Annotated in this window: 24 protein-coding genes; 2 read left to right on the forward strand and 22 right to left on the reverse strand. The window is 63.3% G+C overall.

The features are described from left to right. Window positions 1-13: 13 nt before the first annotated feature. The 20 genes from FHK92_RS27000 to FHK92_RS27095 all read right to left on the reverse strand — a co-directional run bounded on the left by FHK92_RS27000 (window position 14) and on the right by FHK92_RS27095 (window position 18,112). The gene (locus tag FHK92_RS27000) at window positions 14-1,240 is read right to left on the reverse strand and encodes a beta-ketoacyl-ACP synthase (RefSeq protein WP_181290857.1); all 1,227 of its coding nucleotides are present in this window, start codon (window positions 1,238-1,240) and stop codon (window positions 14-16) included. Further along, on the reverse strand, window positions 1,240-1,968 hold the full coding sequence (fabG, locus tag FHK92_RS27005) for a 3-oxoacyl-ACP reductase FabG (RefSeq protein WP_181290859.1): 729 nt from the start codon (window positions 1,966-1,968) through the stop codon (window positions 1,240-1,242). The genes FHK92_RS27000 and fabG overlap by 1 nt, the downstream gene beginning before the upstream one ends. Then, entirely contained in the window at window positions 1,965-2,432 is a 468-nt protein-coding gene (locus tag FHK92_RS27010; protein WP_181290861.1) for a hotdog family protein, read from the reverse strand. The genes fabG and FHK92_RS27010 overlap by 4 nt, the downstream gene beginning before the upstream one ends. Next, window positions 2,429-3,625: a beta-ketoacyl-[acyl-carrier-protein] synthase family protein gene (locus FHK92_RS27015; protein WP_181290863.1), complete on the reverse strand. Its 1,197-nt coding sequence runs from the start codon at window positions 3,623-3,625 to the stop codon at window positions 2,429-2,431. The genes FHK92_RS27010 and FHK92_RS27015 overlap by 4 nt, the downstream gene beginning before the upstream one ends. Beyond that, complete coding sequence (locus FHK92_RS27020; protein ID WP_181290865.1) at window positions 3,622-4,104, reverse strand: DUF3261 domain-containing protein; 483 nt, start codon at window positions 4,102-4,104, stop codon at window positions 3,622-3,624. The genes FHK92_RS27015 and FHK92_RS27020 overlap by 4 nt, the downstream gene beginning before the upstream one ends. Further along, window positions 4,101-4,829 (reverse strand): class I SAM-dependent methyltransferase, encoded by a 729-nt coding sequence (locus FHK92_RS27025; protein ID WP_181290867.1) that lies wholly within the window; start codon window positions 4,827-4,829, stop codon window positions 4,101-4,103. The genes FHK92_RS27020 and FHK92_RS27025 overlap by 4 nt, the downstream gene beginning before the upstream one ends. Continuing rightward, window positions 4,826-6,085, reverse strand: coding sequence for an NAD(P)/FAD-dependent oxidoreductase (locus FHK92_RS27030; RefSeq protein WP_181290868.1), 1,260 nt, complete (start codon window positions 6,083-6,085; stop codon window positions 4,826-4,828). Before FHK92_RS27030 ends, FHK92_RS27025 begins: the two co-directional genes overlap by 4 nt. After that, a complete protein-coding gene (locus FHK92_RS27035; RefSeq protein WP_181290869.1) occupies window positions 6,072-7,229 on the reverse strand; it encodes a sodium:proton antiporter in 1,158 nt (385 codons plus the stop codon). Before FHK92_RS27035 ends, FHK92_RS27030 begins: the two co-directional genes overlap by 14 nt. Further along, window positions 7,226-9,553 carry an MMPL family transporter gene (locus tag FHK92_RS27040; protein WP_181290871.1) on the reverse strand — a complete coding sequence of 776 codons (2,328 nt, stop codon included), beginning with the start codon at window positions 9,551-9,553 and terminating at the stop codon, window positions 7,226-7,228. The genes FHK92_RS27035 and FHK92_RS27040 overlap by 4 nt, the downstream gene beginning before the upstream one ends. Further along, window positions 9,537-10,130, reverse strand: coding sequence for a LolA family protein (locus tag FHK92_RS27045; protein ID WP_181290873.1), 594 nt, complete (start codon window positions 10,128-10,130; stop codon window positions 9,537-9,539). Before FHK92_RS27045 ends, FHK92_RS27040 begins: the two co-directional genes overlap by 17 nt. Further along, window positions 10,127-10,552 carry an acyl-CoA thioesterase gene (locus FHK92_RS27050; RefSeq protein WP_030140957.1) on the reverse strand — a complete coding sequence of 142 codons (426 nt, stop codon included), beginning with the start codon at window positions 10,550-10,552 and terminating at the stop codon, window positions 10,127-10,129. The genes FHK92_RS27045 and FHK92_RS27050 overlap by 4 nt, the downstream gene beginning before the upstream one ends. Beyond that, window positions 10,545-12,089 carry an HAL/PAL/TAL family ammonia-lyase gene (locus FHK92_RS27055; RefSeq protein WP_181290875.1) on the reverse strand — a complete coding sequence of 515 codons (1,545 nt, stop codon included), beginning with the start codon at window positions 12,087-12,089 and terminating at the stop codon, window positions 10,545-10,547. Before FHK92_RS27055 ends, FHK92_RS27050 begins: the two co-directional genes overlap by 8 nt. After that, window positions 12,070-13,008 carry an LpxL/LpxP family acyltransferase gene (locus FHK92_RS27060; RefSeq protein WP_181290877.1) on the reverse strand — a complete coding sequence of 313 codons (939 nt, stop codon included), beginning with the start codon at window positions 13,006-13,008 and terminating at the stop codon, window positions 12,070-12,072. The genes FHK92_RS27055 and FHK92_RS27060 overlap by 20 nt, the downstream gene beginning before the upstream one ends. Further along, window positions 13,005-13,739: a glycosyltransferase family 2 protein gene (locus FHK92_RS27065; RefSeq protein WP_181290879.1), complete on the reverse strand. Its 735-nt coding sequence runs from the start codon at window positions 13,737-13,739 to the stop codon at window positions 13,005-13,007. Before FHK92_RS27065 ends, FHK92_RS27060 begins: the two co-directional genes overlap by 4 nt. Window positions 13,740-13,888: 149 nt before the next feature. Further along, window positions 13,889-15,568 carry an acyl-CoA synthetase family protein gene (locus tag FHK92_RS27070; protein WP_181290881.1) on the reverse strand — a complete coding sequence of 560 codons (1,680 nt, stop codon included), beginning with the start codon at window positions 15,566-15,568 and terminating at the stop codon, window positions 13,889-13,891. Then, complete coding sequence (locus tag FHK92_RS27075) at window positions 15,565-16,110, reverse strand: COG4648 family protein (RefSeq protein ID WP_181290883.1); 546 nt, start codon at window positions 16,108-16,110, stop codon at window positions 15,565-15,567. Before FHK92_RS27075 ends, FHK92_RS27070 begins: the two co-directional genes overlap by 4 nt. Beyond that, the gene (locus FHK92_RS27080) at window positions 16,107-16,361 is read right to left on the reverse strand and encodes an acyl carrier protein (protein ID WP_030140951.1); all 255 of its coding nucleotides are present in this window, start codon (window positions 16,359-16,361) and stop codon (window positions 16,107-16,109) included. The genes FHK92_RS27075 and FHK92_RS27080 overlap by 4 nt, the downstream gene beginning before the upstream one ends. 8 nt (window positions 16,362-16,369) lie before the next feature. Further along, a complete protein-coding gene (locus FHK92_RS27085) occupies window positions 16,370-16,627 on the reverse strand; it encodes a phosphopantetheine-binding protein (protein ID WP_030140950.1) in 258 nt (85 codons plus the stop codon). Then, entirely contained in the window at window positions 16,608-17,417 is an 810-nt protein-coding gene (locus FHK92_RS27090) for a lysophospholipid acyltransferase family protein (RefSeq protein ID WP_181290885.1), read from the reverse strand. Before FHK92_RS27090 ends, FHK92_RS27085 begins: the two co-directional genes overlap by 20 nt. Further along, window positions 17,393-18,112: a beta-ketoacyl synthase chain length factor gene (locus FHK92_RS27095; RefSeq protein WP_181290887.1), complete on the reverse strand. Its 720-nt coding sequence runs from the start codon at window positions 18,110-18,112 to the stop codon at window positions 17,393-17,395. Before FHK92_RS27095 ends, FHK92_RS27090 begins: the two co-directional genes overlap by 25 nt. Window positions 18,113-18,459: 347 nt before the next feature. Here FHK92_RS27095 and FHK92_RS27100 point away from each other — a divergent pair, with 347 nt between their 5' ends. After that, the gene (locus FHK92_RS27100; RefSeq protein WP_181290888.1) at window positions 18,460-19,230 is read left to right on the forward strand and encodes a ParA family protein; all 771 of its coding nucleotides are present in this window, start codon (window positions 18,460-18,462) and stop codon (window positions 19,228-19,230) included. Between the two features lie 125 nt (window positions 19,231-19,355). Here FHK92_RS27100 and trxC read toward each other — a convergent pair whose 3' ends face one another. Both trxC and ycaC read right to left on the reverse strand, forming a co-directional pair. Then, window positions 19,356-19,778, reverse strand: a complete 423-nt coding sequence (trxC, locus tag FHK92_RS27105) for a thioredoxin TrxC (RefSeq protein ID WP_309109621.1) — start codon at window positions 19,776-19,778, stop codon at window positions 19,356-19,358. Window positions 19,779-19,953: 175 nt separating this feature from the next. Beyond that, the gene (gene ycaC, locus FHK92_RS27110; RefSeq protein WP_181290892.1) at window positions 19,954-20,580 is read right to left on the reverse strand and encodes an isochorismate family cysteine hydrolase YcaC; all 627 of its coding nucleotides are present in this window, start codon (window positions 20,578-20,580) and stop codon (window positions 19,954-19,956) included. A 205-nt stretch (window positions 20,581-20,785) separates the two neighbouring features. Here ycaC and FHK92_RS27115 point away from each other — a divergent pair, with 205 nt between their 5' ends. Then, window positions 20,786-21,691 (forward strand): LysR substrate-binding domain-containing protein, encoded by a 906-nt coding sequence (locus FHK92_RS27115; RefSeq protein WP_309109622.1) that lies wholly within the window; start codon window positions 20,786-20,788, stop codon window positions 21,689-21,691. Window positions 21,692-21,790: the final 99 nt, after the last annotated feature.

Consider the following 21,790-nt stretch of genomic DNA (forward strand, 5'->3'; position numbering starts at 1 on the left):
GGATTTACGGGATTCAATGCCAGCGGCGGAAGATCAGCGAGGTGTTGACCCCGCCAAAGGCGAAATTGTTATTCATCACGTACTCATTGTTCATCGCGCGGAACTCGTTGCGCAGGTAGTCGAGTTTGCCGCATTCGGGGTCGATTTCATCCAGGTTGCAGGTGTGCACGTAGAGGTCGCGGTTCAGCATTTCGATGCTGAACCAGGACTCCAGCGCGCCGCAAGCGCCCAGGGTATGGCCGAGGAAGCTTTTCTGCGAGCTGATGGGCATGTGTTCGCCGAACAGGCTGCTGGTGGCCAGGGTCTCGGCGACGTCGCCCTGTTCCGTGGCGGTGCCGTGGCCGTTGACGTAGCCGATGGCGGAGGGCTCGAGGCCAGCGTCTTCAAGGGCCAGTTCCATGGCGCGGCGCATGGTGCTCAATTCGGGGCGGGTGGCGTGCTGGCCGTCGGCGTTGCTGCCAAAACCGACGATTTCGGCGTGGATGCGCGCCCCACGGGCCAGGGCGTGTTCCAGTTCTTCGAGCACCAGCATGCCGGCGCCTTCACCAATCACCAGGCCATCGCGTCCCTTGTCGTAAGGGCGCGGGCTGGTCTGCGGCGCATCGTTTTTCAGGCTGGTGGCGTAGAGCGCATCGAAGACCATCGCTTCGGTCGGGCACAGTTCTTCCGCGCCGCCAGCGAGCATCAATGGCAGGCGGCCGAACTTGATCGCCTCGTAGGCGTAGCCGATGCCGTGGCTGCCGCTGGTGCAGGCGCTGGACGTGGGGATCAGCCGTCCAGTCAGGCCGAAGAAGATGCTGATGTTGGCCGCCGTGGTATGCGGCATCATCCGCACATAGGAGTTGGCGTTCAGCCCTTCGGCCACGCTGTTGAGCAGCATGTTGCCGAAGGCCTTGATCTCGTCGGTGCTGCCGGTGGACGAACCGCAGGACACGCCCATGCGTCCGTCCTTGATCGACGGATCACCCAGCAGGCCGGCATCCGCCAGGGCTTGTTCCGCCGAGGCGACGGCCAGGCGCGAGACCCGGCCCATGCTGCGCAGTTGCTTGCGCGTCCAGTGGGCCGGGACTTGGAAATCGTCGATGGGGCCGGCCAGGCGCGTGTTCAGTTCGGTGAAACGGTCCCACTCATCCATGCGCCGGATGCCGCTGCGGTTGGCGGCGAAGTTGGCGGCGATGGTCTCCCAGTCGCTGCCGATGGAGGTGATGCCGGCCATGCCGGTGACGACGACGCGCTTCATCAGCACAGGCCTCCGTTGACGGCCAGGACTTGCCGAGTGATGTAGCTGGCTTCGGCGGACATCAGGAAATTCACCGCGCCGGCGACTTCTTCCGGAGTGCCCATGCGCTGGGCGGGGATCATCTTCATCAATTCTTCCACGGGTACGTTTTCATCGAGCATGGCGGTATCGATCAACCCCGGCGCGACGCAATTTACGGTGATCTTGCGCTTGCCCAGCTCGATGGCCAACGCCTTGGCTGCGCCGATCAGGCCGGCTTTCGAGGCGCTGTAGTTGACCTGGCCACGGTTGCCGATCAGGCCGGACACTGACGTAATACAGACGATTCGTCCAGCGGCGCGGCGCCGGATCATCGGCATCATCACCGGGTGCAGCACGTTGTAGAAACCGTCGAGGTTGGTGCGCATCACGCTGTCCCAGTCGTCCTCGCTCAGGGCCGGGAAGGCGCCGTCGCGGGTCAGACCGGCGTTGAGCACCACCCCGTAATAGGCGCCGTGCGTCTCGACATCAGCTTCGAGAGCGGCTTTGCAGGCGGCGCGGTCGGAGACGTCGAATTGCAGCACCCGGGCGTTGCGGCCCAGGGCCTGGACTTCTGCCTGGACCGCTTCGGCCTCGGCGCGACCGCTGCGGCAGTGCAAGACGATATCGTGCCCGGCCTGGGCCAGGCGCAAGGCGATGGCGCGGCCGATGCCACGGCTGGAGCCGGTAACCAGTACGGATTCAGTCATGGCTGGGTTCCTGTTGCAGAGGTTTCATTGAGGTACTGGGCGGCATGGGGTGGACGGAATACGTTCAGCCGCGCGGTGGCGTGGATGCCCGGCGCGTGGATGTGGCATTCGAACACACCCATGCCGTTGTCGTCTTCCAGGGAGCGAACGCCGTGGATGGCCAGTTCGGTGCCCACCGGGAAATGTTCGACGTTGCATTCGAACTTGCGGGTCCCGAGCAGGAAGCCCAGCTCTACGGCATCGCCGCGCAGGCGGGCGTGGCAACCGGCGAATGCTGCAACGCTCTGGGCCATCAGCTCGATGCCGACCCAGGCCGGCAGTGCGCCATCGTCCAGGTTGAACAAACCGCCTGGCTTGACCGTGGCGACGGTATGGATCTGCTCGTCATCGAAGGTCACGATCCGGTCGATTAGGATCATGTCCCCTGCGTGGGGCAGCAGTTCGGCGAGCGGCCAGTCAATCATTGGGCGTCTCCGATAATCAGGCTGACGTTGTTGCCGCCGAAGGCAAACGAGTTGCTCATCAGGCGGCGGGGGAAGGTCGGGTTCAGGCGGGCGCGGTTATCGATCCAGTTCAGTGCCGGCAGTTCGGGGTCGGGCTGGCCATCCCAGACATGGGGTGGCAACGCATGGCTGGGATTGTCCGCGCTCAGGGCCAACCAGCAGAACGCAGCCTCCAGTGCGCCTGCCGCGCCGAGGGTGTGGCCGGTCATGGGTTTGGTGGACGAGCAGGGCACGCCCGCTGGAAACAGTCCGGCCACCGCATGGCTTTCCATGGCGTCGTTATGCTGCGTGGCTGTGCCGTGCAGGTTCAGGTAGTCGATCTGGCTGGCGTCCAGGCCGGCGCAGCGCAAGGCTTTTTCCATCGCCTGGCGGGCGCCGCGACCGCTGGGTTCCGGCGCGGAAATGTGGTGCGCGTCGGAGCTGGCGCCGTCACCGAGCAGGGCGATCGAATGACCGTCGCCAGGCGTCTTGCTCATGAGAAACAGCACCGCCGCCTCGCCGATGTTGATGCCGCTGCGGTTCACCGAAAACGGATTGCAGCGCTCGTTCGACACCGCTTCCAGCGCAGAGAAACCGTTAAGGGTCAGTTTGCACAGGCTGTCGACGCCACCGCACAGCACGGCGTCGCACAACCCCAGGTCCAGCAGGCGACGGGCGCTCATCAAGGCCCGCGCGCTGGAAGTACACGCTGTGGAGATCACGTAGGACGGGCCGCTCAAGCCAAGCCAGTCGGAGAGGAAATTGGCCGGCGCGCTGAGTTCCTGTTGCTGGTAATCGTAGCCTTCGGGGAACCGCTGCTCGCGCAGGTAATGGGCGATGCCCTGGCTGGCCTCGTCGATGCCCGAGGTGCTGGTGCCCAGGACGATGCCGATGCGCGCGCGGCCGTAAGCCTGGATGGCTCGATCGATGTCGGCACGAATCTGCAATCCAGCTTCCAGCAACAGCTGATTGTTGCGGCTGCGTTGGGCCGCCAGGGTTTCCGGGATCTGGGCGAGCTCACCCGCCACCGAAGCCACCGGCAATGCCCGTTCGGCGACCCAGCCGGCCTCGCTGCGCACGCCCGAGCAGTCACCGGCGAACAGGTTTCGCGCAACGTTCTGTTTGTCTCGGCCCAGGGCGCAGATCACCCCGAGGGCGTTCAGATAAGCAGTCATTGGGCACTCTCGGTCAACGGCGTGATGCGGTAATGCGGGCCTTGGGGCAAGCGCAGCTCAAACTCCAGCGGTTGCTGGTAACGCACCTGCCAGCGGCTCTCGAGCGCTCGTTCGACGCCGTGTTGCCGGGCGGTGGGGTAGTTGCCGGCCAGCTCCGTTTCCGGGGTCAAGGCGAACAACAGCGCCGCGAACAATTCCCGCGCTTCGGCATTGGGCGGCAGCAGGCCGTCGGCCCGCCACTGGCCATCGGCCAGGCGCTGGCGGGCGACCGGAATGCCCAGCGGGTCCATCATCGACCAGCGGATGCCGGTGTTTTCACGCTGAATCACCAACAGCCAATCCTGGCGCTGGCCGGCCAGTTGCCGCTCGATGTGCAATTGCAGCGGCAATGCCAAGGTCGGCGTGCGTTCGGGCAGCGGCGCGTGGCTGGCGCAGGCGCTGAGCAACAGCAGGCAGCCGATCAGCAGGCAGCGGATCATGTGGCGGCCCCTTCGAGCGGCTTGCGCGCCACCACGTTGACCAGGGTTTCCTCGCGCTCGCCAAACGGCTTCGGCCGACGCAGGCCCCAGCGCTCCAGCAGGCCGAAATCCCTGGCACGGCTCCACCACAGGTACGGATAGGAGACATTGCGGTCTTCGAACTGGAATCCTTGATTGCGGATCATCGCGAGGTACTGCGCGGCGCTTTTCTGGACATGCATCGGGTGGCGGAACAGCCAGCGGATCACCCAGGTGTCGATGTAGGCTTCGGTGGATTCTGCAAACATCAAATAACCGCCGGGCTTGAGCACGCGATAGAACTCGGCGAGGGCTTTTTCCTGTTCCACGAGGTGATGAAAAGTCTGGTGGCAGAACAGCAGATCGACGCTGGCATCAGGCACCGCCAAGGTCGCGCAGTCGCTGCCGATCAGCTCCACCGCCATGTCCTGGCGCGCCGCTTCTGCGGCGCTGAGTTCGAGGCTGTGGGGATCGGCGTCGACACCAATCAGCCGTTGCGGCGCGAATGCCTGGCGCAGGTACTGGAATGACTTGCCCTGGCCGCAACCGGCGTCCAGCAACACTGGATTGGATGGCGGCGCAGCGCTGAACAGGCCGCGCAGGTCGTTGATCGCCACGCGCAGCACATGGTGTTGCCAGGTGTGGCTGCGCAGGAACCAGAAACCGAAGCGGGTTTCCTCGACGTAGCTGTCGCTCAGGTAGCTCATGTTTGCTGACTCGGCGCCGGACTCGCGCAGATTTCCGAGAGCATGCGCAGGCGCCGCTTGGGTTCGCTGACGAATGGGTTGCGTTGATCCCAGGCGTAGCCGGCGAGGATCGAACTGATCATGCGGCGGATGTCGTCGGAGCCTTCGGTGTAGAAGATCACGTCCTGGAAGGTGCCGGCGTACCAGCCTTCGACGTAACAGCGGAAGGTGTCGACGCCGCGTTTCAATGGCTCGGCGAATTCGCTCTGCCAATCCACCGGCTCGCCTTGCAACTGCCGATGCAGCACGTCGGCGGCCATGCTCGCCGAACGCATGGCGATGGTCACGCCGGATGAGAACACCGGGTCGAGGAATTCCGCAGCGTTGCCCAGCAGGGCGAAGCCGGGGCCGTGCAAGGACTTGACGTTGGCCGAGTAGCCACCGATGGTCCGCGCCGGGGTGTCCCACACGGCATTGTCCAGCACACCGGCCAGGCTCGGGGTTTCGTCGATGAAGCCGCGCAGGCAGGCGTCGAGGTCATCGGTGCGGCCCTCGAAGTGTTCCGCGGCCGCGACCACGCCCACCGAGCAACGCCCGCCGCTGAAGGGGATGGTCCAGAACCATACGTCGCGCTTCGTCGGATGGGTGGTGATGAGGATCTTCTCGCGATCGAAGGTCGGGCTGTCGATGCGATCCTCGACGTGGGTGAACACCGCTTGGCGCACCGGAAAATTCGACGGTGCCTCAAGGTCCAGCAGGCGCGGCAAGACCCGGCCGTAGCCGCTGGCGTCGAGGACGAAATCGGCCTCGATCCGGTACTCGCTGCCGTCTTCGCGTTGCACGCCCAGCTGCGGTTTGGCGAGGGAGAAATCAACCTTGGCAATGGCCTCGCCGTAGCGAATTTCCACGCCTTGCAGGGCCGCCTGGTCGGCGAGCAACTTGTCGAAGTCGGCGCGCTGGACCTGGAATGTGGTGGGCTTGCCTTCGCTGAAGGTGTCGCCAAAATCGAAGGCGCTGTAGCGCTCGCCCCAGGCGAACGCGGCGCCGTTCTTGCGCTGGAACCCGGCGGCGTTTACCGCGTCGAGCATGCCGGCTTCTTCGACGAAGTCCAGGCAATGGGACAACAGGCTTTCGCCGATGGAAAACCGAGGGAAATGCTGGCGCTCGATGACCAGCACATCGTGGCCTTTGCGCTTGAGCAGCGCGGCGGCGATGGCGCCGGAAGGCCCCGCTCCGATGACGACAACCTGTCGACGTTCCATTTCAACTGTTGACACGGGGGCTCCTGGCCGGGACGGCGATCGAGGGAATACGGTGAAAACCGGCCATGGCCGGCAGTAATGTGGCGATCAGCCCCATCAGCATCAGCGCGAAATAGAGTGCCGGGCTGATGAGGTTTTGTTGCAGCAGCAGATTGAGGAAGACGATTTCACTCAAGCCGCGAATATTCAGCAAGACACTTTCCCGCCAGCGACTGGCTCCCGCGAACGAGGCGCCGGCCCAACCCAGGCCCAGCCAGTTGCCCAACAGTTTGCTGGCAATCGGCAACAGCAGCAACGCCGCGAGCTGGACCCAGCCGAGGCTGTCCATGGCGCTGTGCACGTTGATCTGCACGATACCGAACGTCAGGATCAAGGGGATCGCCAGGTAGGTCTGCAATCTGTTCATCCACTCGGTGCCGAGTGGCAATACCAGCGGTACCTTGAGCGCGGCCATGCACAGCAGGTAGCCGATGCCGACGATGAGCGCATTCAGTCGGTAGTGTTCGGCCACGACCAACAGGGCAAAGAACAGGCCGCTGTGCAGCAACGGTTGGCGCAGGCCCAGCAGTCGCAGCAGCAATGGCATGCAGGCGCCGGCCAACGGCAGCAACAGGCTGCCCAGATGCAGGCTGCCCTGGGCTACGGCGAACAGGCTCCAGCAGATCAGGTCGATCAGGATCGCGGTCTGTACCAGTCGGCGAGTGGCGGCTGGCGGGTAGGCGATGTGGCGCAAATACAGGTACAGCACCGGTATCGCCGTGATCGCGAACAACAGCCCCACCGCCAGCGAGCTGATCCAGGGTTGGGGTGGCAGCAGCCAGAACGCGGTCGCCAAGCCACAGGCGAACGGTACGCCAAAGCTTGGCAGGGCGATCTTCACGCTCTGGCGGTCCAGGCGCAGGTCGATCACATCGCTGAGAATGTGCCCCAGCAACAAGGCGAAGGCGAGGCTGTAGAGATTTTTCAACCACACCGGCGAGACCAGTTGCGCGCCGCTGAGGTGCCAGCTCGGCTCGATCCAGAAGTACATCAGCAACGGCAGGCCGAACGTTGCCAGCAGCAATTGGCTGACAATCGGGATCAGTCCGAAACGGCGCCCGACCACCGTCGCCACGGCAAACAGCGTCAGGGCCATGAGCCAGAACAGCAGCGTCATCATTGGACCGGCTCCGCATGGACCTGTCGCCCGGCCCAAGGCGCAAGCAGGAAGCTGAATGCCAATCCAAGGCTGACCGCCAGGCCGAAATTGCTGACCGCAGGCGTGCTCGACAGCGCCAGCAGGCCGAACGACAGCCAGGTGGTGATTGCCGCGAGCAGCGTGCCCAGCAGGCTCACGGCGGCTCCGCCGATCTGTTCTCGCATGAGGATGGCGTAGTCGACACCGATCGCCGTCACCAGCAACAGGCCGAACAGGCTGAACAGCGTCAGCGGCTGCCCCAGCCAGCCCAGGCTCGCCAGGCTGCACAGCGCGGCCAGCAGCGGCAGTGCGACGATGCGCAAGGCGCCGCCAAAGCCGAACGGCCAGATCAACACCAGGACGATCAGCACGCAGGAGGCCAGTTTCAGTTCGGCGGCGCTGACCTGCGTGGCGGCAAATACCCGGTTCAGGTCACCCAGGCGATCCACCAATTGGACCCCGGGCAAGTCCACTGCCTGGACCCGCAGCAGCGCGGCATCGTTCAAGCCTTGCAGGCTGACCACCGCCGCCACGCCTTGCGCCGTCGGGCCTAGCCAGAGCGTGCGATAGGGTTCGGCCAGCGGGCCGGTCAGCGCGGCGTCGATGTCGGTCACTGGCAGGGCCTGCAATTGCTTCAGTTCCGCTTGCAGCGCGTCAACCGGTACGCCGACGTCCAGCAGCGGTTGCCAGAACGCCGGCAACTGGCCCAGGGCCTCGCGGACCTTTTGTTGCTCGGCGGGCGGGCTGACCAGTTGATTGAGAGACAGGTAGCCCTGGAGTTTTTCCAGGCCGATCAACTGGTCGAGCCGCTCGTTGAGGGCGGTCTGGCGTTCCAGCAATTGCCCTTGGTCGTCGGCACGGATCAAGAAGAACTGGCTGGTGGGCTGGAAACCGGTGATTCGGGCGACATCGCGGGCTTCGTCGGTCAGGTGCTGGGGCGTGCCGATCCACTGGCGGATGTCGTTTTTCGTGGTCAGTTGCCAGAGACCGCCCGCGCAGAAGATCAACAACAGCGCCAGCAGGACGGGTGTGCGCACCCGCATGAGTAGCGCTTCGCGGCACTTGAGAAGGTTATCGCAGAACTGCAGCGGCCACTGGGCGGGACGCAGGTCTGTGTTACTCAGCAGTGCCGGCAACAGGCAGGCCGCCGTCAGGTAGGCGCCCGCCAGCCCGGCGGCGGAAAAGATCGCGATCTGGGTCAGGGCCGGGAACGGCGTCCAGGCCAGCGCCAGGTATCCGATGCAAGTGGTCGCGAGACTCAGGCTCAGCCCTGGCAAGGTCACGCGTAGGGCCGGCCAGCTACGCCACGGTTTGAGGCTCCAGCTCTTGGATAAATAATGCAGGGGGTAATCCACGGCGACGCCGATCAGGCTCGACCCCAGCACCAGGGTCATGACATGCATGCGGCCGAACAGCGCCACGCAGGCCACCGCGCCGAACAACATGCCCACCAGCACCGGCACGAACGCCAGCCACACGGCAAAGCGTCGGAAGGCGAGCAAAAGCAGCAGCAAAATGCCGACTGTCGCGCCGCCGCCGACCCAGGTGATTTCCCGTGATGCCTGTTGTTGCCCGCTGGCCGCATACAGCAAGCCGCTGGCAGCCAGCAGTTGGCCTTGGGCCTGGCTCACTTGATCACGGCCGCGTTGTACCAGTTCGGCCACTTGCAGCGGCAGATTCATGTCGAACGCATTGCCTTGGGTACGCGCCCGCAGCATGACCCAGTGCTTGCCATCGGCTTCAGCGATCAACGCACCGCTGCCGACGTCCAGTTGTATAGCGCCGCGTTGTGGCTGGCTGTTCTGGATACGCCCGGTCAGGCCGAGCCAGTCGTCCTGGCTCGGGACCAGGCTAAAGCCATTGAACGGATCGAACAGGGCCTGCACCCGCTGCTGGATAAAGGCTTGTGGCTGTTCGATCAACTGTTGCCGGTCCGTTGCCGACAGCATGGCCAGTCGGCCATCGAGCAATTGCTTGCGCAGCGCCGGCAAGTCCGCCTGGAGCGTCCATTGGACCTTGTCGAACAGGCCGCTGGCTTGCCATTGCTCGCCGAGGGTTTGCGCCAGGGCGATGGCTTGCTGGCGATCGGCGTGGCCAACCAATACCAACAGCTCGCGATTGAGCGGCGCTTGCATGCGTTGTTCAGCGATGAGTTCCAGCGCATCCGGCGACGTGCCCGGCACCAGCTCCATCAGGTTCGCCGACAGCGGCGCACCGTTGCGCCATTGCCAACCGGCGAGCGCCAGCACCGCCAGCAGCAGGATCAGGAACAGCCGCGGCAGCCTGCGTTCACTCGGCAAAGTCATGTTGCTCCGCTTCGCTCAAGGGCTGCGTGCTGGTGGTGTCCTGCATGCGCAGCACGGTGCTGTCGCCCTGGGTTTCCAGCAGTTCAATGCGCTGTACCAGCTCGCCACCGTCAATGTTGATCTGGTTGAAGACCTGCTTGAGCAGCACCGAACGCGGGGTCAGGGTGAGTTTCCACTGTTGCGGCTCGCCCGACAGGCTCAGTTCGAAGTCGCGCTGCAGGCCACTGCTGTCGCCCTGCAATACCGCCAGGAACAAGCGGTTCTGCTCGGCGCCGGCACTCTTGTTCGGCAGCATCTGCCAGGCATTGCCGTCCCGTCGCGCGATGCCCTGGGCGGTGATGCGGTAGTCCTGTTGCAGCGGCGTTTGCAGCAACCACAGCAGGCCGTGGTTTTTCGCCAGCACGAAGCGGCCCTTGCTGGTGAGGGGCTGGGGCAGGGCGCGCAGGTGTTTTTCCTGGGTGAACTGGCCGTGGATCACGTCCGGACGGGCCAGCTGATCACTCAACTGCTGTAGATCGAACGCCTGGGCCAGCGGCGACAGGCTGCACAGCAGCAGCCAGGTGAACAGGCGCCTCATGACAGTTTCCTCTCGACGGCTTCGACAAACACCCGGGGCGAGGCCAGCAGCATTTCACGAGTGGCCATGTCCACGGCCACTTGCACTGAACTGGCGCGGGTGAAGCGTTCGCCGGTTGCGGCGTCGCTGATCAGGTAGTTGATCTTCAGCCGGTTTTCCCATTCCACCAAACTGGCGCGCACGGTCAGGGTCTGGCCGAACACGGCACCGCGCACGTAGCGCAACTGCAGGTCGATCACCGGCCACGCATGCCCAGATTCGAGCATGTCGTTGTAGTTGTGGCCGATCAGGTCGAGCAGGGCGCAGCGCGCCACTTCCAGGTATTTGACGTAGTGGCCATGCCAGACCACGTTCATCGAATCGACGTCGAAAAACGGCACCACGATCTGGGTGTCGACGTGCAGAACGCCTTGGCTACGCATGCAGCCTCCAGTGTTGCTCAGCGATGCGTTGCAGGCACAGGCGCAGTTCGCCTTCCAGGGCGCGGTCTTCGATGACCGGCGGGAAGTCCTCGGCCAGTTGTCGGTGCATGGCGGCGAGGGCCGGCGGCAGCGGTCGCGCGTCTTCGGCGCGGCTGCGCAGCCACACGCCCTGGTTGGCGGCGAGCAAGGTGGCGGCGGCCACTTGCTCGGTCAGTTCCAGCACACGGATGGCGTCCCGGGCGGCGATGGTGCCCATGCTCACCTTGTCCTGGTTATGGCACTCGGTGGAGCGCGAGAACACGCTGGCCGGCATGGTGTTTTTCAAGGCTTCGGCGGTCCAGGCGCTGGTGCCGATCTGCACGGCCTTGAAGCCGTGGTTGAGCATTGCCCGCTCGGCGCTGGCGCCGGACAGGTTGCTCGGCAGGCCATGGTTGTAGCGCTCGTCCACCAGCAGGGCGAGCTGACGGTCCAGCAAGTCGGCGACGTTGGCCACTAGGTTCTTCAGGCTGTCCATGGCGAAGGCGATGTGCCCGCCGTAGAAGTGCCCGCCATGGAGCACGCGCTCGGCTTCGGCATCGATGATCGGGTTGTCGTTGGCGCTGTTGAGTTCGGTTTCGATGAACCCGCGCAGCCAGCCTAGGCTGTCGGCCAAGACCCCGAGCACATGGGGGGCGCAGCGCAGGGAATAGCGATCCTGCAGGCGATGCAACGGTGCGGTCGGCGCGTCGATCGCCAGGTCCTTGCGCAGCCACGCGGCGACTTGCATCTGCCCCGGGTGTGGCTTGGCGGCGAACAGGCGTTCGTCGAAGTGCTCCGGATTGCCTTGCAGGGCAACTACGTTCAGCGCGGTGATGCGGGTCGCCAGTTGCAGCAGGTAGTCGGCGCGGGCGAAGGCCAGGCAGGCGAGGCCGGTCATCACGGCGGTGCCGTTCATCAACGCCAAGGCTTCCTTGGGCCGAAGCACCAGCGGCGTCCAGCCCAGTTCGCGATGCACATCAGCGGCCAGGCGGCGTTCGCCACGGAACATGACTTCCCGTTCACCGGACAACGTGGCGGCGACGTAGGACAGCGGCGTCAAATCGCCGCTGGCGCCCACCGAGCCTTCTTCCGGAATCAACGGCAGGATGTCGTGTTCGAGAAACGCCTGGAGCCGCTCCAGCAGCTCCACTCGCACCCCCGACACGCCGTGGCACAGCGACTGCAAACGCGCCGCCAGCACAGCCCGGGTCGCCTGGGCGTCGAGCAGTTTGCCGAGGCCGCAGCCGTGAAAAGTATAGAGGTGACGTGGCAGGGCTTCGACGTGGTGCAGCGGCACGGCTACCACGCAGGAATCACCGTAGCCGGTGGTCACGCCGTAGATGACGCCTTCCTTGTCCAGCAGGGAATCGAGGAATTGCGCACCCTTGGCGATGCGCTGGCGGAACGCCGGGTCATCCTGCAACTGCGTCGGTGCCTGACGGTTGGCCAGGGCCAACACATCTTCAATGCGCAGGGGGCGTTCGCCGAAGGTTACCGGCTCAAGAGTGGGCATCGTCATCGGTCTTCCAGAAAGGGTAAAAGTTGAACCACTGTTGCGGTCCCTGGAGGCAGTACTGCGCCAGGCGCTCGGCATAGCGGGCGGCCCAGTGGGCGATCACTTGCTCGCGGTCGTTGCGCTTCCACACCACCGCATCGGCGAAGGGTTCGAGGGTGACGCGATAACGTCCTTCGTGCTTGAGGCACATCAGCAGGTTGACCGGACATTTCAGCAGGCCGGCCAGCAGCCAGGGGCCTTGGGGAAATGCGGCCGGGTAGCCCATGAAATCCACGGTCACGCTGCGCCCGCCATGCAGCGGCACGCGGTCGCCAGCGATCGCCAGCCACTCGCCGCGCTCCAGGCGTTCGCTCAGTTGCAGCATGATCACCGGATCCAGCTCGCTGACCTGGATCAGCCGCAGATGCGTGGCGCCGGCTTCGCCCAGCAGGCGATTGAACTGCTCGGCGTGCTTGGTGTGCACCAGCACGTTCATGGTGACTTTTTCGCCCAGCTCGGCCAGGGCCCGGCACATTTCGAGGTTGCCCAGGTGCGCACCCACCAGCATCTGCCCGCGTGTGTCGCGCAGGTGATTGCGCAGCAAGGCAGTGTCGACGATTTCGATCTGCTCGATGCTCAGCTTGCCGTTCCAGACGTCGAGTTTGTCGAGCAGGGAATCGGCAAAAGCCATGAACTGGCCGAAGACCCGCCGGTGAGACGGGCGCAGTTCGGGGCGGCTGCTCCAGTCGGCGAGGCGCTGCTGGTATTGCCAGGCCGCTAGCCGGGCGCTGCGACCGAAAACGAAGAAGTACAGGACGATGCCGTACAGGACCGGGGTCAGCAGCCGACGGCCCAACACCTTGGCGGCAACCGCCGTGAGTTTCATCAGCCAGAAACTGCCGCGCTCCTGGCGGTCCGCCCAGTGCTGTTTGTCCGTGCTCATGGGCGCCACCGTTGCCAGAGAATCATCGGCAAGCGCACCAGCATGCCGAAGAACAACCGGGTGTGCATGCGGGAAATCAGCACGTTGTCGTGGAACAGGCGAAAGTGCGAAACGCCATCCAACGGGTAATGCACCCGGGTCTGTAGCCAGCGCATCGGCTGGTTGCGCCAGGACAGGCGCACGAGGATGTCGGAGTCGAAATCCATGCGCTTGCCGATGTTTGCCGAGTCGATCAGCGCCAGGGTTGGTGCCAGGGGATAGACCCGGAAGCCGCACATCGAATCGCGGATTTTCAGGGACAGGCTGTTGATCCAGACCATGACGTGGGTCAGGTAGCGTGCGTACAGGCGACCTTTCGGCACGCTGGCGTCGTACAGGGGATAGCCGCAGATCAATGCGTCCGGGTGGGCACGGGATTGCTCGATGAAGGTGCGCACGTCGCCAAGGTCGTGTTGCCCGTCGGCATCGACCTGCAAGGCATGGCTGAAACCCAGGCGCGAAGCTTCCCGCAGCCCGGTCATCACCGCGCCGCCCTTGCCTTGGTTGACCGCCAGCCGGACCAGGTGAACCCGTTCGCTTTCCGCCAACTGTTCAAGCACCGCCGCGCAGGCCGGGCTGCTGGCGTCGTCCACCAGCACGCAGGGCAAGCCGTTTCCGAGCAGCGTCTGGACCACCGTCGCGATGGCGGTTTCGTGGTTGTAGACCGGGATGACGGCGCAGGGGTTATGCATGGGCTCTACCCCTGTGGCGAAGGTATTCTCTGTGGCGAGGGAGCTTGCTCCCGCTGGGTGGCGCAGCCGCCCTCGCTGTTTTGGCGGTTGCTACGCAACCGAGCGGGAGCAAGCTCCCTCGCCACAGGGAAGTGGTGGCTACATGTGCGTTATTCATCGGCCATCCCCAACACAATCCGCCCACTTGAACAGGCCGCCGTGTCATTGCGATAGGCGAAATACAACTTGCCGCGCTCACGGTCGAAGCGCAGGTGCAGTTGGATTTCATCGCCGGGGCGCACCAGTTGCTGGAACTTGAGCACTTCCATGCCGGCGAAGCGTGGCGGCAGCTCCATGAGTTGACGGCCCAGGTTCATGGCCCAGTCCACTTGCACCACACCGGGCAAGACCGGCGCGGTGGGAAAGTGGCCGCTGAAATACGCCAGGTCTGGCGGCACCGTCAGGCGCAGGTTCCATTCGCCGTCCGTTTCAATCTTTTCAAGCACCTCGGGAGCTTTCGGACGCGGCGCCATCAGCACGGCTTCGACTTCGGCCTGGGGCAGCTTGCCTTGTGCGTTCAACGGCAGCTGTCGCAGCCAGCGCCAGCGTCGGGGCAAGGCCAAGGTTTCACAATGCCCGCTCAAGTGTTGGCGCAGGGCTTGGGTCACGGCCCGCCGGCCCAGATTGCGCAAGGCAAGCAAGCCGGTTTCGCTGAGCACCAGCAGGGCACCGAGGGAAGCACGGTTCTCCTGCACGACGCCCAGCCGCGCTTCGCTGACCCATTCGTGGGCCGTCAACGCCTGCTCCAGCATCGGCAGTGAGATGCGTTTTTCTTCAAGCTTGACGATGCGATCCAAGCGACCGAGCAACTCAAAACGCCCATCTGCGGCGATTCGCACCGCGTCGGCGGTGTGTTCCACATGACCGGCCGGCAGATAAGGCGAGGCAATCAACAAGGCGCCGTCACTGTCCTGGTTCAGCTCGACGTCGGCGAAGGGTTGCCACAAGTCGCCGCCCTGGCGCCAGGCGATGCCACCTGTTTCCGAGCTGCCGAAAATTTCCGTCGGCCATTGTCCCAGGCGCTGTTCGAGACTCTGCGCTGCCTCGGCTGGCAAGGCACCGCCGGAGGAAAACACCCGGCGCACACTGCTCAGGGCCGGCCAGTCGAGATTGTCGCCCATGCGCTTGAGCAACGCGGGGCTGGCGACCCAGGCGAACGCCGGGTGCTCGCGACTGGCGCGCTGCATGTCTTCCGGGAAGGGCAGTTGCCGACGAACGAAGGTGCGTCCGGCGCACAACGGCCAGAGGACCCGGAACAACAGCCCGTAGATGTGTTGGGCGGCGACGCTGCCGATCATGCAAGCCGGACCAAGCTCAGCACCCCATAGCCGTTCCAGCGCCTGGATTTCATTGCTCAACTGACGCAGGGTTTTCTCGATGCGCTTGGGCTCGCCACTGGAGCCGGAGGTGCACAGGCTCAGCCAGCAATGATCGAGGTCCAGTTCGGCCGGTTCCAGCGGCGCCTGCCGCAGGTCACCCGCTTGGGTGTCTCCGGGCAGGTCGGTCAGCCACAGATCGACGTCAGCCGACCAGCGCTGGCGCGTCTGCGCCTGCAGGTCGGCGGGCAGCAGCACGCGCACCCCGGCGCGCCAGGCAGCGAGCAGGGCGGTCGCCAGGTCGGCGGCATCTTCGAGGTGCACCGCGATATGCCGTACACCCCGGGCCTGCAGACCGGCGGCCAGGCACAGCGCGTCATCGCGCAGCTGTGCGTGATCCAGCGCCGGGCCGACGGCTACAGCGCGGTCCGGCAGGGCCTCGAGCAACATCTGCTCAAGTGTTATCCAATTCATGGGCGGCCTCTTACCCTTTGTCGTATGAGCCATTCAATGGCAAACATCAGCCCCATCAATCCGTAGGAAATCAGGCCGGTGTACAACATCCACCAGCTCAGCGGCGCCCAAAGGGTCAGGGCGGCGGCGAGCAAACCGTTACACAGGAAAAACACACACCAGGCCACCGTGACCTGGCGGGTATACACCACTGCCTTGGCCGGCAACTGCGGTTCGCGCAGGCGGGCCAGGCGTTCGACCATCGGCCGGCCGTATTTCAGGCTCAGGGTGAACAGCCCAAGCATGAATGCGCTGATCAACACCGGATACCAGCGCAGCAGGAGCGGGCTGTCGAACACTGCAAGCAATATGCAAAAAATGATCGCCGTGACCGCCATCCAGCGACTGCCGGGTCGACCCTTGCCGAGCAATGCCCGGGCCAGCCACAGGCAGCCCAATAGCAGCCCGAATTGCCACGGAGCAAAGTGCTCCATGCCGAAATACACCGCAAAGGGGTACAGCAGGCCAGCCAGCAGCAAGCCAAGGCCAATCAGCCGGCTCATGCGGCCGGTTGGACCAGTCGATAGACCGCCTCGACTACATCATTGACCGTGCGCACCGACTTGAACTCTTCAGCGGCGATTTTCTTGCCGGTCTGGCGCTTGATGTGGTCGATCAGGTCCACCGCATCGATGCTGTCGATTTCCAGGTCCTGGTACAGGTTCGATTCCAGCGTCACACGCTCAGGGTCCAGTTCGAAGAGCTCGACCAGGGCATCGCGCAGGGTGTTGAAAATATCGTCACGAGTTTGCATGGTCGGTCTCAGGCGCTTTTTGCAGTGACGAAGGCCGCAAGGCTTGCCACGTTGCTGAAATGGTTACGGGTGTCCTTGGCGTCGGCATCGATCTTGATGCCATATTTCTTCTGGATCGCCAGGCCAAGCTCCAGGGCATCCACCGAGTCCAGGCCAAGGCCTTCGCCGAACAGGGTCTGATCGTCGCCGATGTCGTCGATACCGATGTCCTCCAGGCCGAGGGCGTCGATGATCAGCTGTTTGATGTCACGGTGCAGATCGCTCATCTTCGGCGAGCTCCTTGATGAAATAGTGATGCAGAAAATCGTTGAGCCGGCGTGAAGCCTGCGGCGCAGGGCCCAGCGCGGCAAAAGCCTGTGGGTCTATATCGGCCCCAACGTGAAAACTGAAGTGCACGCGGCGATGGGGGATGCGATACCAGGGTTCGGCCTTGGTCAGCGTGGTGGGGCTGACCTTGATCGTGACCGGCGTCAGGACCTTCGCGCCTCGCAGAGCAATGGCCGCGGCGCCTCGATGAAAGGCCGGCGCATGGCCTGGCTGGGTACGCGTGCCCTCGGGAAACACGATCAGGCATTGGCCGTCCCGCAGGGCGTCGCTGGCGGCGTCGAGCATGTCCATGCTGCCGTCGTTGCTGATGTATTGGGTCGAGCGCAGCGGGCCACGGGTAAACGGGTTGTCCCACAGGCTTTGCTTGACCACGCAGTTGGCGTCGCGAACCAACCCGATCAGGAAGACCACGTCGATCAAGGACGGATGATTGGCGATGATCATTTGCCCCGGGCGGCCGAGTTTCTCCGCGCCGTCGATCTGGTAGGTGAGCACACCGGTACGGGCCATGAACCGGATAAAGAACCAGAACAAGCGCCCAACCGTGCGGCGAGCCCGCTGGCGACGGGTCTGTGGATCGGCGGGCAACGCATTGAGCAGGGGAAACACCAACAACCGCAGGCACAGCCCGCCCAACCCGAAGAGGGCGAAGCTTGCAGCGGTCGCGAACAGACGCCAGTAGTAGGCGTCGCGATGTTTACCGGTCACCGGTTGCGTTGCCAGGTCCATAGACGATTCTTCCAGGCATGTTGGCAGGTGGTGTCGTTGCTCAGCAGCGTACGCAATAGATCCAGGGCGTGGGGCCAGTCGCTGCCGGGCGTTGATGCTGGTGCGCTGGACAGGTCCAGTTGCCAGTCGTCACCGCAAGTCAGCAATAGTCCCACCGCGTAGGGAAACGGTACGTCGTCGACCCAGGGCGCATAGACCTGGGGTGGTTGTTCTTCGGTGATGACCAGCAGCACCGCTGGCGCGCCTTCATTCAATAGCGCGACGGCTTCCAGCATGCCGTGCTCCAGGCCATCACCCGTGGCTGCCAGGGCGGTCATTTCGCTGGTTTCGCCGCGCATGATCGACCACAGGCCAATGACCGCGTTGTGCACCGACAAGCTGAATTGGGTCGGAGACAAGGGCTGGTCGGCGGCCAGGTCCTTGAGAATCTCAAAAGTGCGCGGGGTTTCGCCGTGACGGGAAATAAAGACCAACGGTAGGTCCGGTCGTCCTTCGGCCAGTGGCCAGGCGACACTGAAGGCCATGCGCGCCAGGCGGCTCAGGCGTCGGCGCTGCATGGCGGGCAGGAACGACACGTCAGGGGCCGCGTCGCTGGCGGCCAGCACGACCGGTTGTCGGCTCCATGCCTGCCAATCGTCCACGCTTTCGAGCCCAGGGGCCCATGCGCGCCATTGGGCGATATTGAAATTGATCACAAACTCATCCCACCCCTGCGGGCTTTTATTGTCACGGTTCAGTGGTTTGACCCGCGTCCAACCCTGCATGGTCTTGCGACCCAAGTGGCGCGCATTATCCCGGTGCGGTTGGCTTGTAGCAAATAATGGTTACATTTTGTCCGGGTCAATCCGTAGGTTGGTCAGGCCCGGCACATTGTCGCGATTTTATCGGCTGTGTCTGTCAGTCACTTCTGTCAATCGCTGGGGGAATTGACGCTTGGTTGTCTGAAAAAGCCACCAACGCGGTAATCCATCCGCGTCGAAGGTAGCGAAGCGGTGTCTTGGGCTACTACACTCGGTCATCTTTGATACACGGAGGTTTTGACATGCGGCGTGTGGTGTTCAATCAGAAGGGTGGCGTGGGCAAGTCCAGCATCGCCTGCAACCTGGCGGCCGTGAGTGCCAGCGAGGGTTATCGCACGCTATTGATTGACCTGGACGCCCAGGCCAATTCCACTCAATACCTGACCGGCCTGACGGGCGATGACATCCCCATGGGCATCGCCGACTTTTTCAAGCAGACCCTCTCATCGGGGCCTTTCTCGAAAAAGAACAAGGTCGATATCTACGAAACGCCTTTCGACAACCTGCATGTCATCACCGCCACGGCGGAACTGACGGACCTGCAGCCCAAGCTCGAGGCGAAACACAAGATCAACAAGCTGCGCAAGCTGCTCGAAGAGCTGGACGAGGATTACGACCGGATTTACCTGGATACGCCGCCGGCCTTGAACTTCTACGCGGTTTCGGCGTTGATCGCGGCTGATCGCGTATTGATTCCTTTCGATTGCGATAGTTTTTCGCGCCAGGCGTTGTATGGCCTGATGGCGGAAATCGAGGAGCTCAAGGACGACCATAACGAAGCGTTGGAAGTAGAAGGGATTGTGGTCAATCAGTTCCAGGCCCGCGCGAGCCTGCCGCAGCAGATCCTCGATGAGCTGATCGCCGAAGGCTTGCCGGTGTTGCCCGTCTACCTGAGCAGTTCGGTGCGCATGCGTGAATCCCACCAGGCGAGCCTGCCACTGATCCACCTGGACCCACGGCATAAACTGACCCAACAGTTTGTGGAGTTGCATAGCCTGTTGGAAAACGCCTGACTTACTGGCATACGCAAGTCCACTGTGGGAGCGAGCTTGCTCGCGATAGCGACCTGCCAGTCGATGCAATTATTGACTGACACACCGTCATCGCGAGCAAGCTAGCTCCCACGAGGGGGCTGGCTTCAAATCCCTTGGCTGCGCAGCCAACTCATCAACTGCGGCAACGGAAACGCCCCACTCTGGCGCGCCACTTCCCGGCCATCCTTGAACAGAATCAGGCTGGGTATCGAACGGATCCCCAACTGCGCCGACAATTGCTGATTGGCCTCGCTGTCGAGCTTGGCCAGCCGGCACTTACCCACCAGTTGCGCGGCGGCCTGTTCGAACACCGGCGCGAAGGATTTGCACGGCCCGCACCAATCCGCCCAGACATCTATCAATAACGGCAGGTCGCCCTTGATCTGGCTGGCGTAGCCGCCTTGCTTGAGTTCGAACGGCTTGGTCAACAACACCTGGGCCTTGCAGCGCCCGCACTTGGGCTGGTCGCCGAGACGTTCGGCGGGGATGCGGTTGAGTCCGTTGCAGTGGGGGCAGGGGATCAGCATCGGGTCAGTCTCCATGGAAAATCATTAGGCATGGATTGAACACTATATAGAAGCCGCCACAAACCTTGTGGGAGCGAGCTTGCTCGCGATGGCGGTGTGTCAGTCAATATCGCATCGACTGTCAGGGCGCTATCGCGAGCAAGCTCGCTCCCACAGGGGATATTGGTGTTGCTGATTATTTGGCCTGGGTCAGCGTGTTGTAGCTGGTCATCAGGTTGCGGTAGTCCGGGATGTGGTTGGAGAACAGGGTCGCCAGGCCTTCCACGTCGTTGCGCCAGTCGCGGTGCAGTTCGCAGGCCAGGCCGAACCAGGTCATCAGCTGTGCACCCGACGAGGACATGCGGTCCCAGGCCGATTGACGGGTCAGTTCGTTGAACGTGCCGGAGGCATCGGTCACCACGAACACTTCGAAACCTTCGGCCAGGGCCGACAGTGCCGGGAAGGCGACGCAGACTTCAGTCACGACGCCGGCGATGATCAGTTGTTTCTTGCCGGTGGCCTTGATCGCCTTGACGAAATCTTCGTTGTCCCAAGCGTTGATCTGACCAGGGCGAGCGATGTACGGAGCGTCCGGGAACAAGGTCTTGAGTTCTGGCATCAGCGGGCCGTTGGGGCCGGTTTCGAAGCTGGTGGTGAGGATGGTTGGCAGTTGGAAGTACTTCGCCAGGTCAGCCAGGGCCAGCACGTTGTTCTTGAAGCGGTCCGGGTCGATGTCACGTACCAGCGACAGCAGGCCAGCCTGGTGATCGACCAGCAGAACGGCGGCGTTATCTTTGTCGAGACGGTTGTAGGAAGTAGTCATGGCGTAGCCCTCATTAAGTTTTGGTTGCCGAAGGTTTCGGCGTGGTTAAGGTTTTTAATGCCGGTGCAGCGATTGATCGGTGACTCATCTGGCCGAAGCGCCGGTTTCAATCCGTGTTGCGTTTCGATGTGTGTAGATTAAAACTGGCACCTTTGATGCGCTAGACTGCGAAAATCAGCCTTAGCGTTCTATTTGGAGAACGATCATCGAAGACCTCAACACGCTGTACTACTTCACCCAAGTGGTTGAGCACCGTGGGTTCGCTGCGGCGGGCCGGGCGCTGGACATGCCCAAATCCAAGCTGAGCCGGCGTATTGCCCAGTTGGAAGAACGGCTCGGGGTGCGGCTGCTGCATCGCACCAGCCGCCATTGCACGTTGACGGAGATTGGCCAGGCCTACTACCAGCGCTGCCTGGCGATGCGGGTCGAGGCCGAGAGTGCCGCCGAGGTGATCGAGCGCAACCGTTCCGAACCCCAGGGCCTGGTGCGCATCAGTTGCCCGACAGCGCTGCTCAACAGTTGGGTCGGGCCGATGCTGACCCGCTACATGCTCAAATATCCGCGGGTGGAGTTGTTCATCGAGAGCACCAATCGCCGGGTCGACCTGATCCACGAAGGTTTCGATATCGCCCTACGGGTGCGCTTTCCGCCGCTGGAAAACACCGACATGGTCATGAAAGTGCTGAGCAACAGCACCCAATGCCTGGTGGGCAGCCCGGCCTTTGTGCAGCATCTGTCTTCATCGGCGTCTCCGGCGGACCTGAACGGCTTGCCGAGCGTGCATTGGGGCGGTGCGCAGCGGGAATACCAGTGGGAATTGTTCGGCCCGGACGGCACCCGCGCATTGATCCGTCATGAGCCGCGCATGGTCACTGATGACCTGCTGGCCCTGCGTCATGCGGTGCTGGCGGGCATTGGCGTCGCCCATTTGCCCAGCGTGGTGGTGCGCGAGGATATTGCTGCCGGACGGCTGGTGGAGTTGGTACCAGGCTGGACGCCGAAGTGCGGGATTGTCCACGCGATCTTTGCTTCACGCCGTGGATTGCTGCCGTCGGTGCGTACGTTGATCGATTTCCTGGCTGAAGAATTCAGCCACAGTGACATGGCGTAAGGCGCTGGACGTTGCCTTCTCCCGTGTTGCCATTCATCAGGTGCGCCGCACTGTAGGCGCATCGCGCCCTCAAAAGCATACCTGTTCACAACCAGGAGG

Source organism: Pseudomonas brassicacearum subsp. neoaurantiaca, from assembly GCF_013608025.1.
GTDB lineage: Bacteria > Pseudomonadota > Gammaproteobacteria > Pseudomonadales > Pseudomonadaceae > Aquipseudomonas.

Excerpts from the sequence above, each read along its gene's own strand:
- FHK92_RS27085 (WP_030140950.1), bottom strand. The coding sequence starts at position 16,627 with ATGAGCGATCTGCACCGTGACATCAAACAGCTGATCATCGACGCCCTC.
- fabG (WP_181290859.1), bottom strand. The coding sequence starts at position 1,968 with ATGACTGAATCCGTACTGGTTACCGGCTCCAGCCGTGGCATCGGCCGC.
- FHK92_RS27100 (WP_181290888.1), top strand. The coding sequence starts at position 18,460 with ATGCGGCGTGTGGTGTTCAATCAGAAGGGTGGCGTGGGCAAGTCCAGC.
- FHK92_RS27010 (WP_181290861.1), bottom strand. The coding sequence starts at position 2,432 with ATGATTGACTGGCCGCTCGCCGAACTGCTGCCCCACGCAGGGGACATG.
- FHK92_RS27055 (WP_181290875.1), bottom strand. The coding sequence starts at position 12,089 with ATGACGATGCCCACTCTTGAGCCGGTAACCTTCGGCGAACGCCCCCTG.
- FHK92_RS27065 (WP_181290879.1), bottom strand. The coding sequence starts at position 13,739 with ATGCATAACCCCTGCGCCGTCATCCCGGTCTACAACCACGAAACCGCC.
- FHK92_RS27040 (WP_181290871.1), bottom strand. The coding sequence starts at position 9,553 with ATGACTTTGCCGAGTGAACGCAGGCTGCCGCGGCTGTTCCTGATCCTG.
- FHK92_RS27045 (WP_181290873.1), bottom strand. The coding sequence starts at position 10,130 with ATGAGGCGCCTGTTCACCTGGCTGCTGCTGTGCAGCCTGTCGCCGCTG.
- FHK92_RS27070 (WP_181290881.1), bottom strand. The coding sequence starts at position 15,568 with ATGAATTGGATAACACTTGAGCAGATGTTGCTCGAGGCCCTGCCGGAC.
- FHK92_RS27000 (WP_181290857.1), bottom strand. The coding sequence starts at position 1,240 with ATGAAGCGCGTCGTCGTCACCGGCATGGCCGGCATCACCTCCATCGGC.
- FHK92_RS27060 (WP_181290877.1), bottom strand. The coding sequence starts at position 13,008 with ATGAGCACGGACAAACAGCACTGGGCGGACCGCCAGGAGCGCGGCAGT.
- FHK92_RS27050 (WP_030140957.1), bottom strand. The coding sequence starts at position 10,552 with ATGCGTAGCCAAGGCGTTCTGCACGTCGACACCCAGATCGTGGTGCCG.
- FHK92_RS27015 (WP_181290863.1), bottom strand. The coding sequence starts at position 3,625 with ATGACTGCTTATCTGAACGCCCTCGGGGTGATCTGCGCCCTGGGCCGA.
- FHK92_RS27025 (WP_181290867.1), bottom strand. The coding sequence starts at position 4,829 with ATGAGCTACCTGAGCGACAGCTACGTCGAGGAAACCCGCTTCGGTTTC.
- FHK92_RS27035 (WP_181290869.1), bottom strand. The coding sequence starts at position 7,229 with ATGATGACGCTGCTGTTCTGGCTCATGGCCCTGACGCTGTTTGCCGTG.
- FHK92_RS27020 (WP_181290865.1), bottom strand. The coding sequence starts at position 4,104 with ATGATCCGCTGCCTGCTGATCGGCTGCCTGCTGTTGCTCAGCGCCTGC.
- FHK92_RS27080 (WP_030140951.1), bottom strand. The coding sequence starts at position 16,361 with ATGCAAACTCGTGACGATATTTTCAACACCCTGCGCGATGCCCTGGTC.
- FHK92_RS27075 (WP_181290883.1), bottom strand. The coding sequence starts at position 16,110 with ATGAGCCGGCTGATTGGCCTTGGCTTGCTGCTGGCTGGCCTGCTGTAC.
- ycaC (WP_181290892.1), bottom strand. The coding sequence starts at position 20,580 with ATGACTACTTCCTACAACCGTCTCGACAAAGATAACGCCGCCGTTCTG.
- FHK92_RS27090 (WP_181290885.1), bottom strand. The coding sequence starts at position 17,417 with ATGGACCTGGCAACGCAACCGGTGACCGGTAAACATCGCGACGCCTAC.
- trxC (WP_309109621.1), bottom strand. The coding sequence starts at position 19,778 with ATGCTGATCCCCTGCCCCCACTGCAACGGACTCAACCGCATCCCCGCC.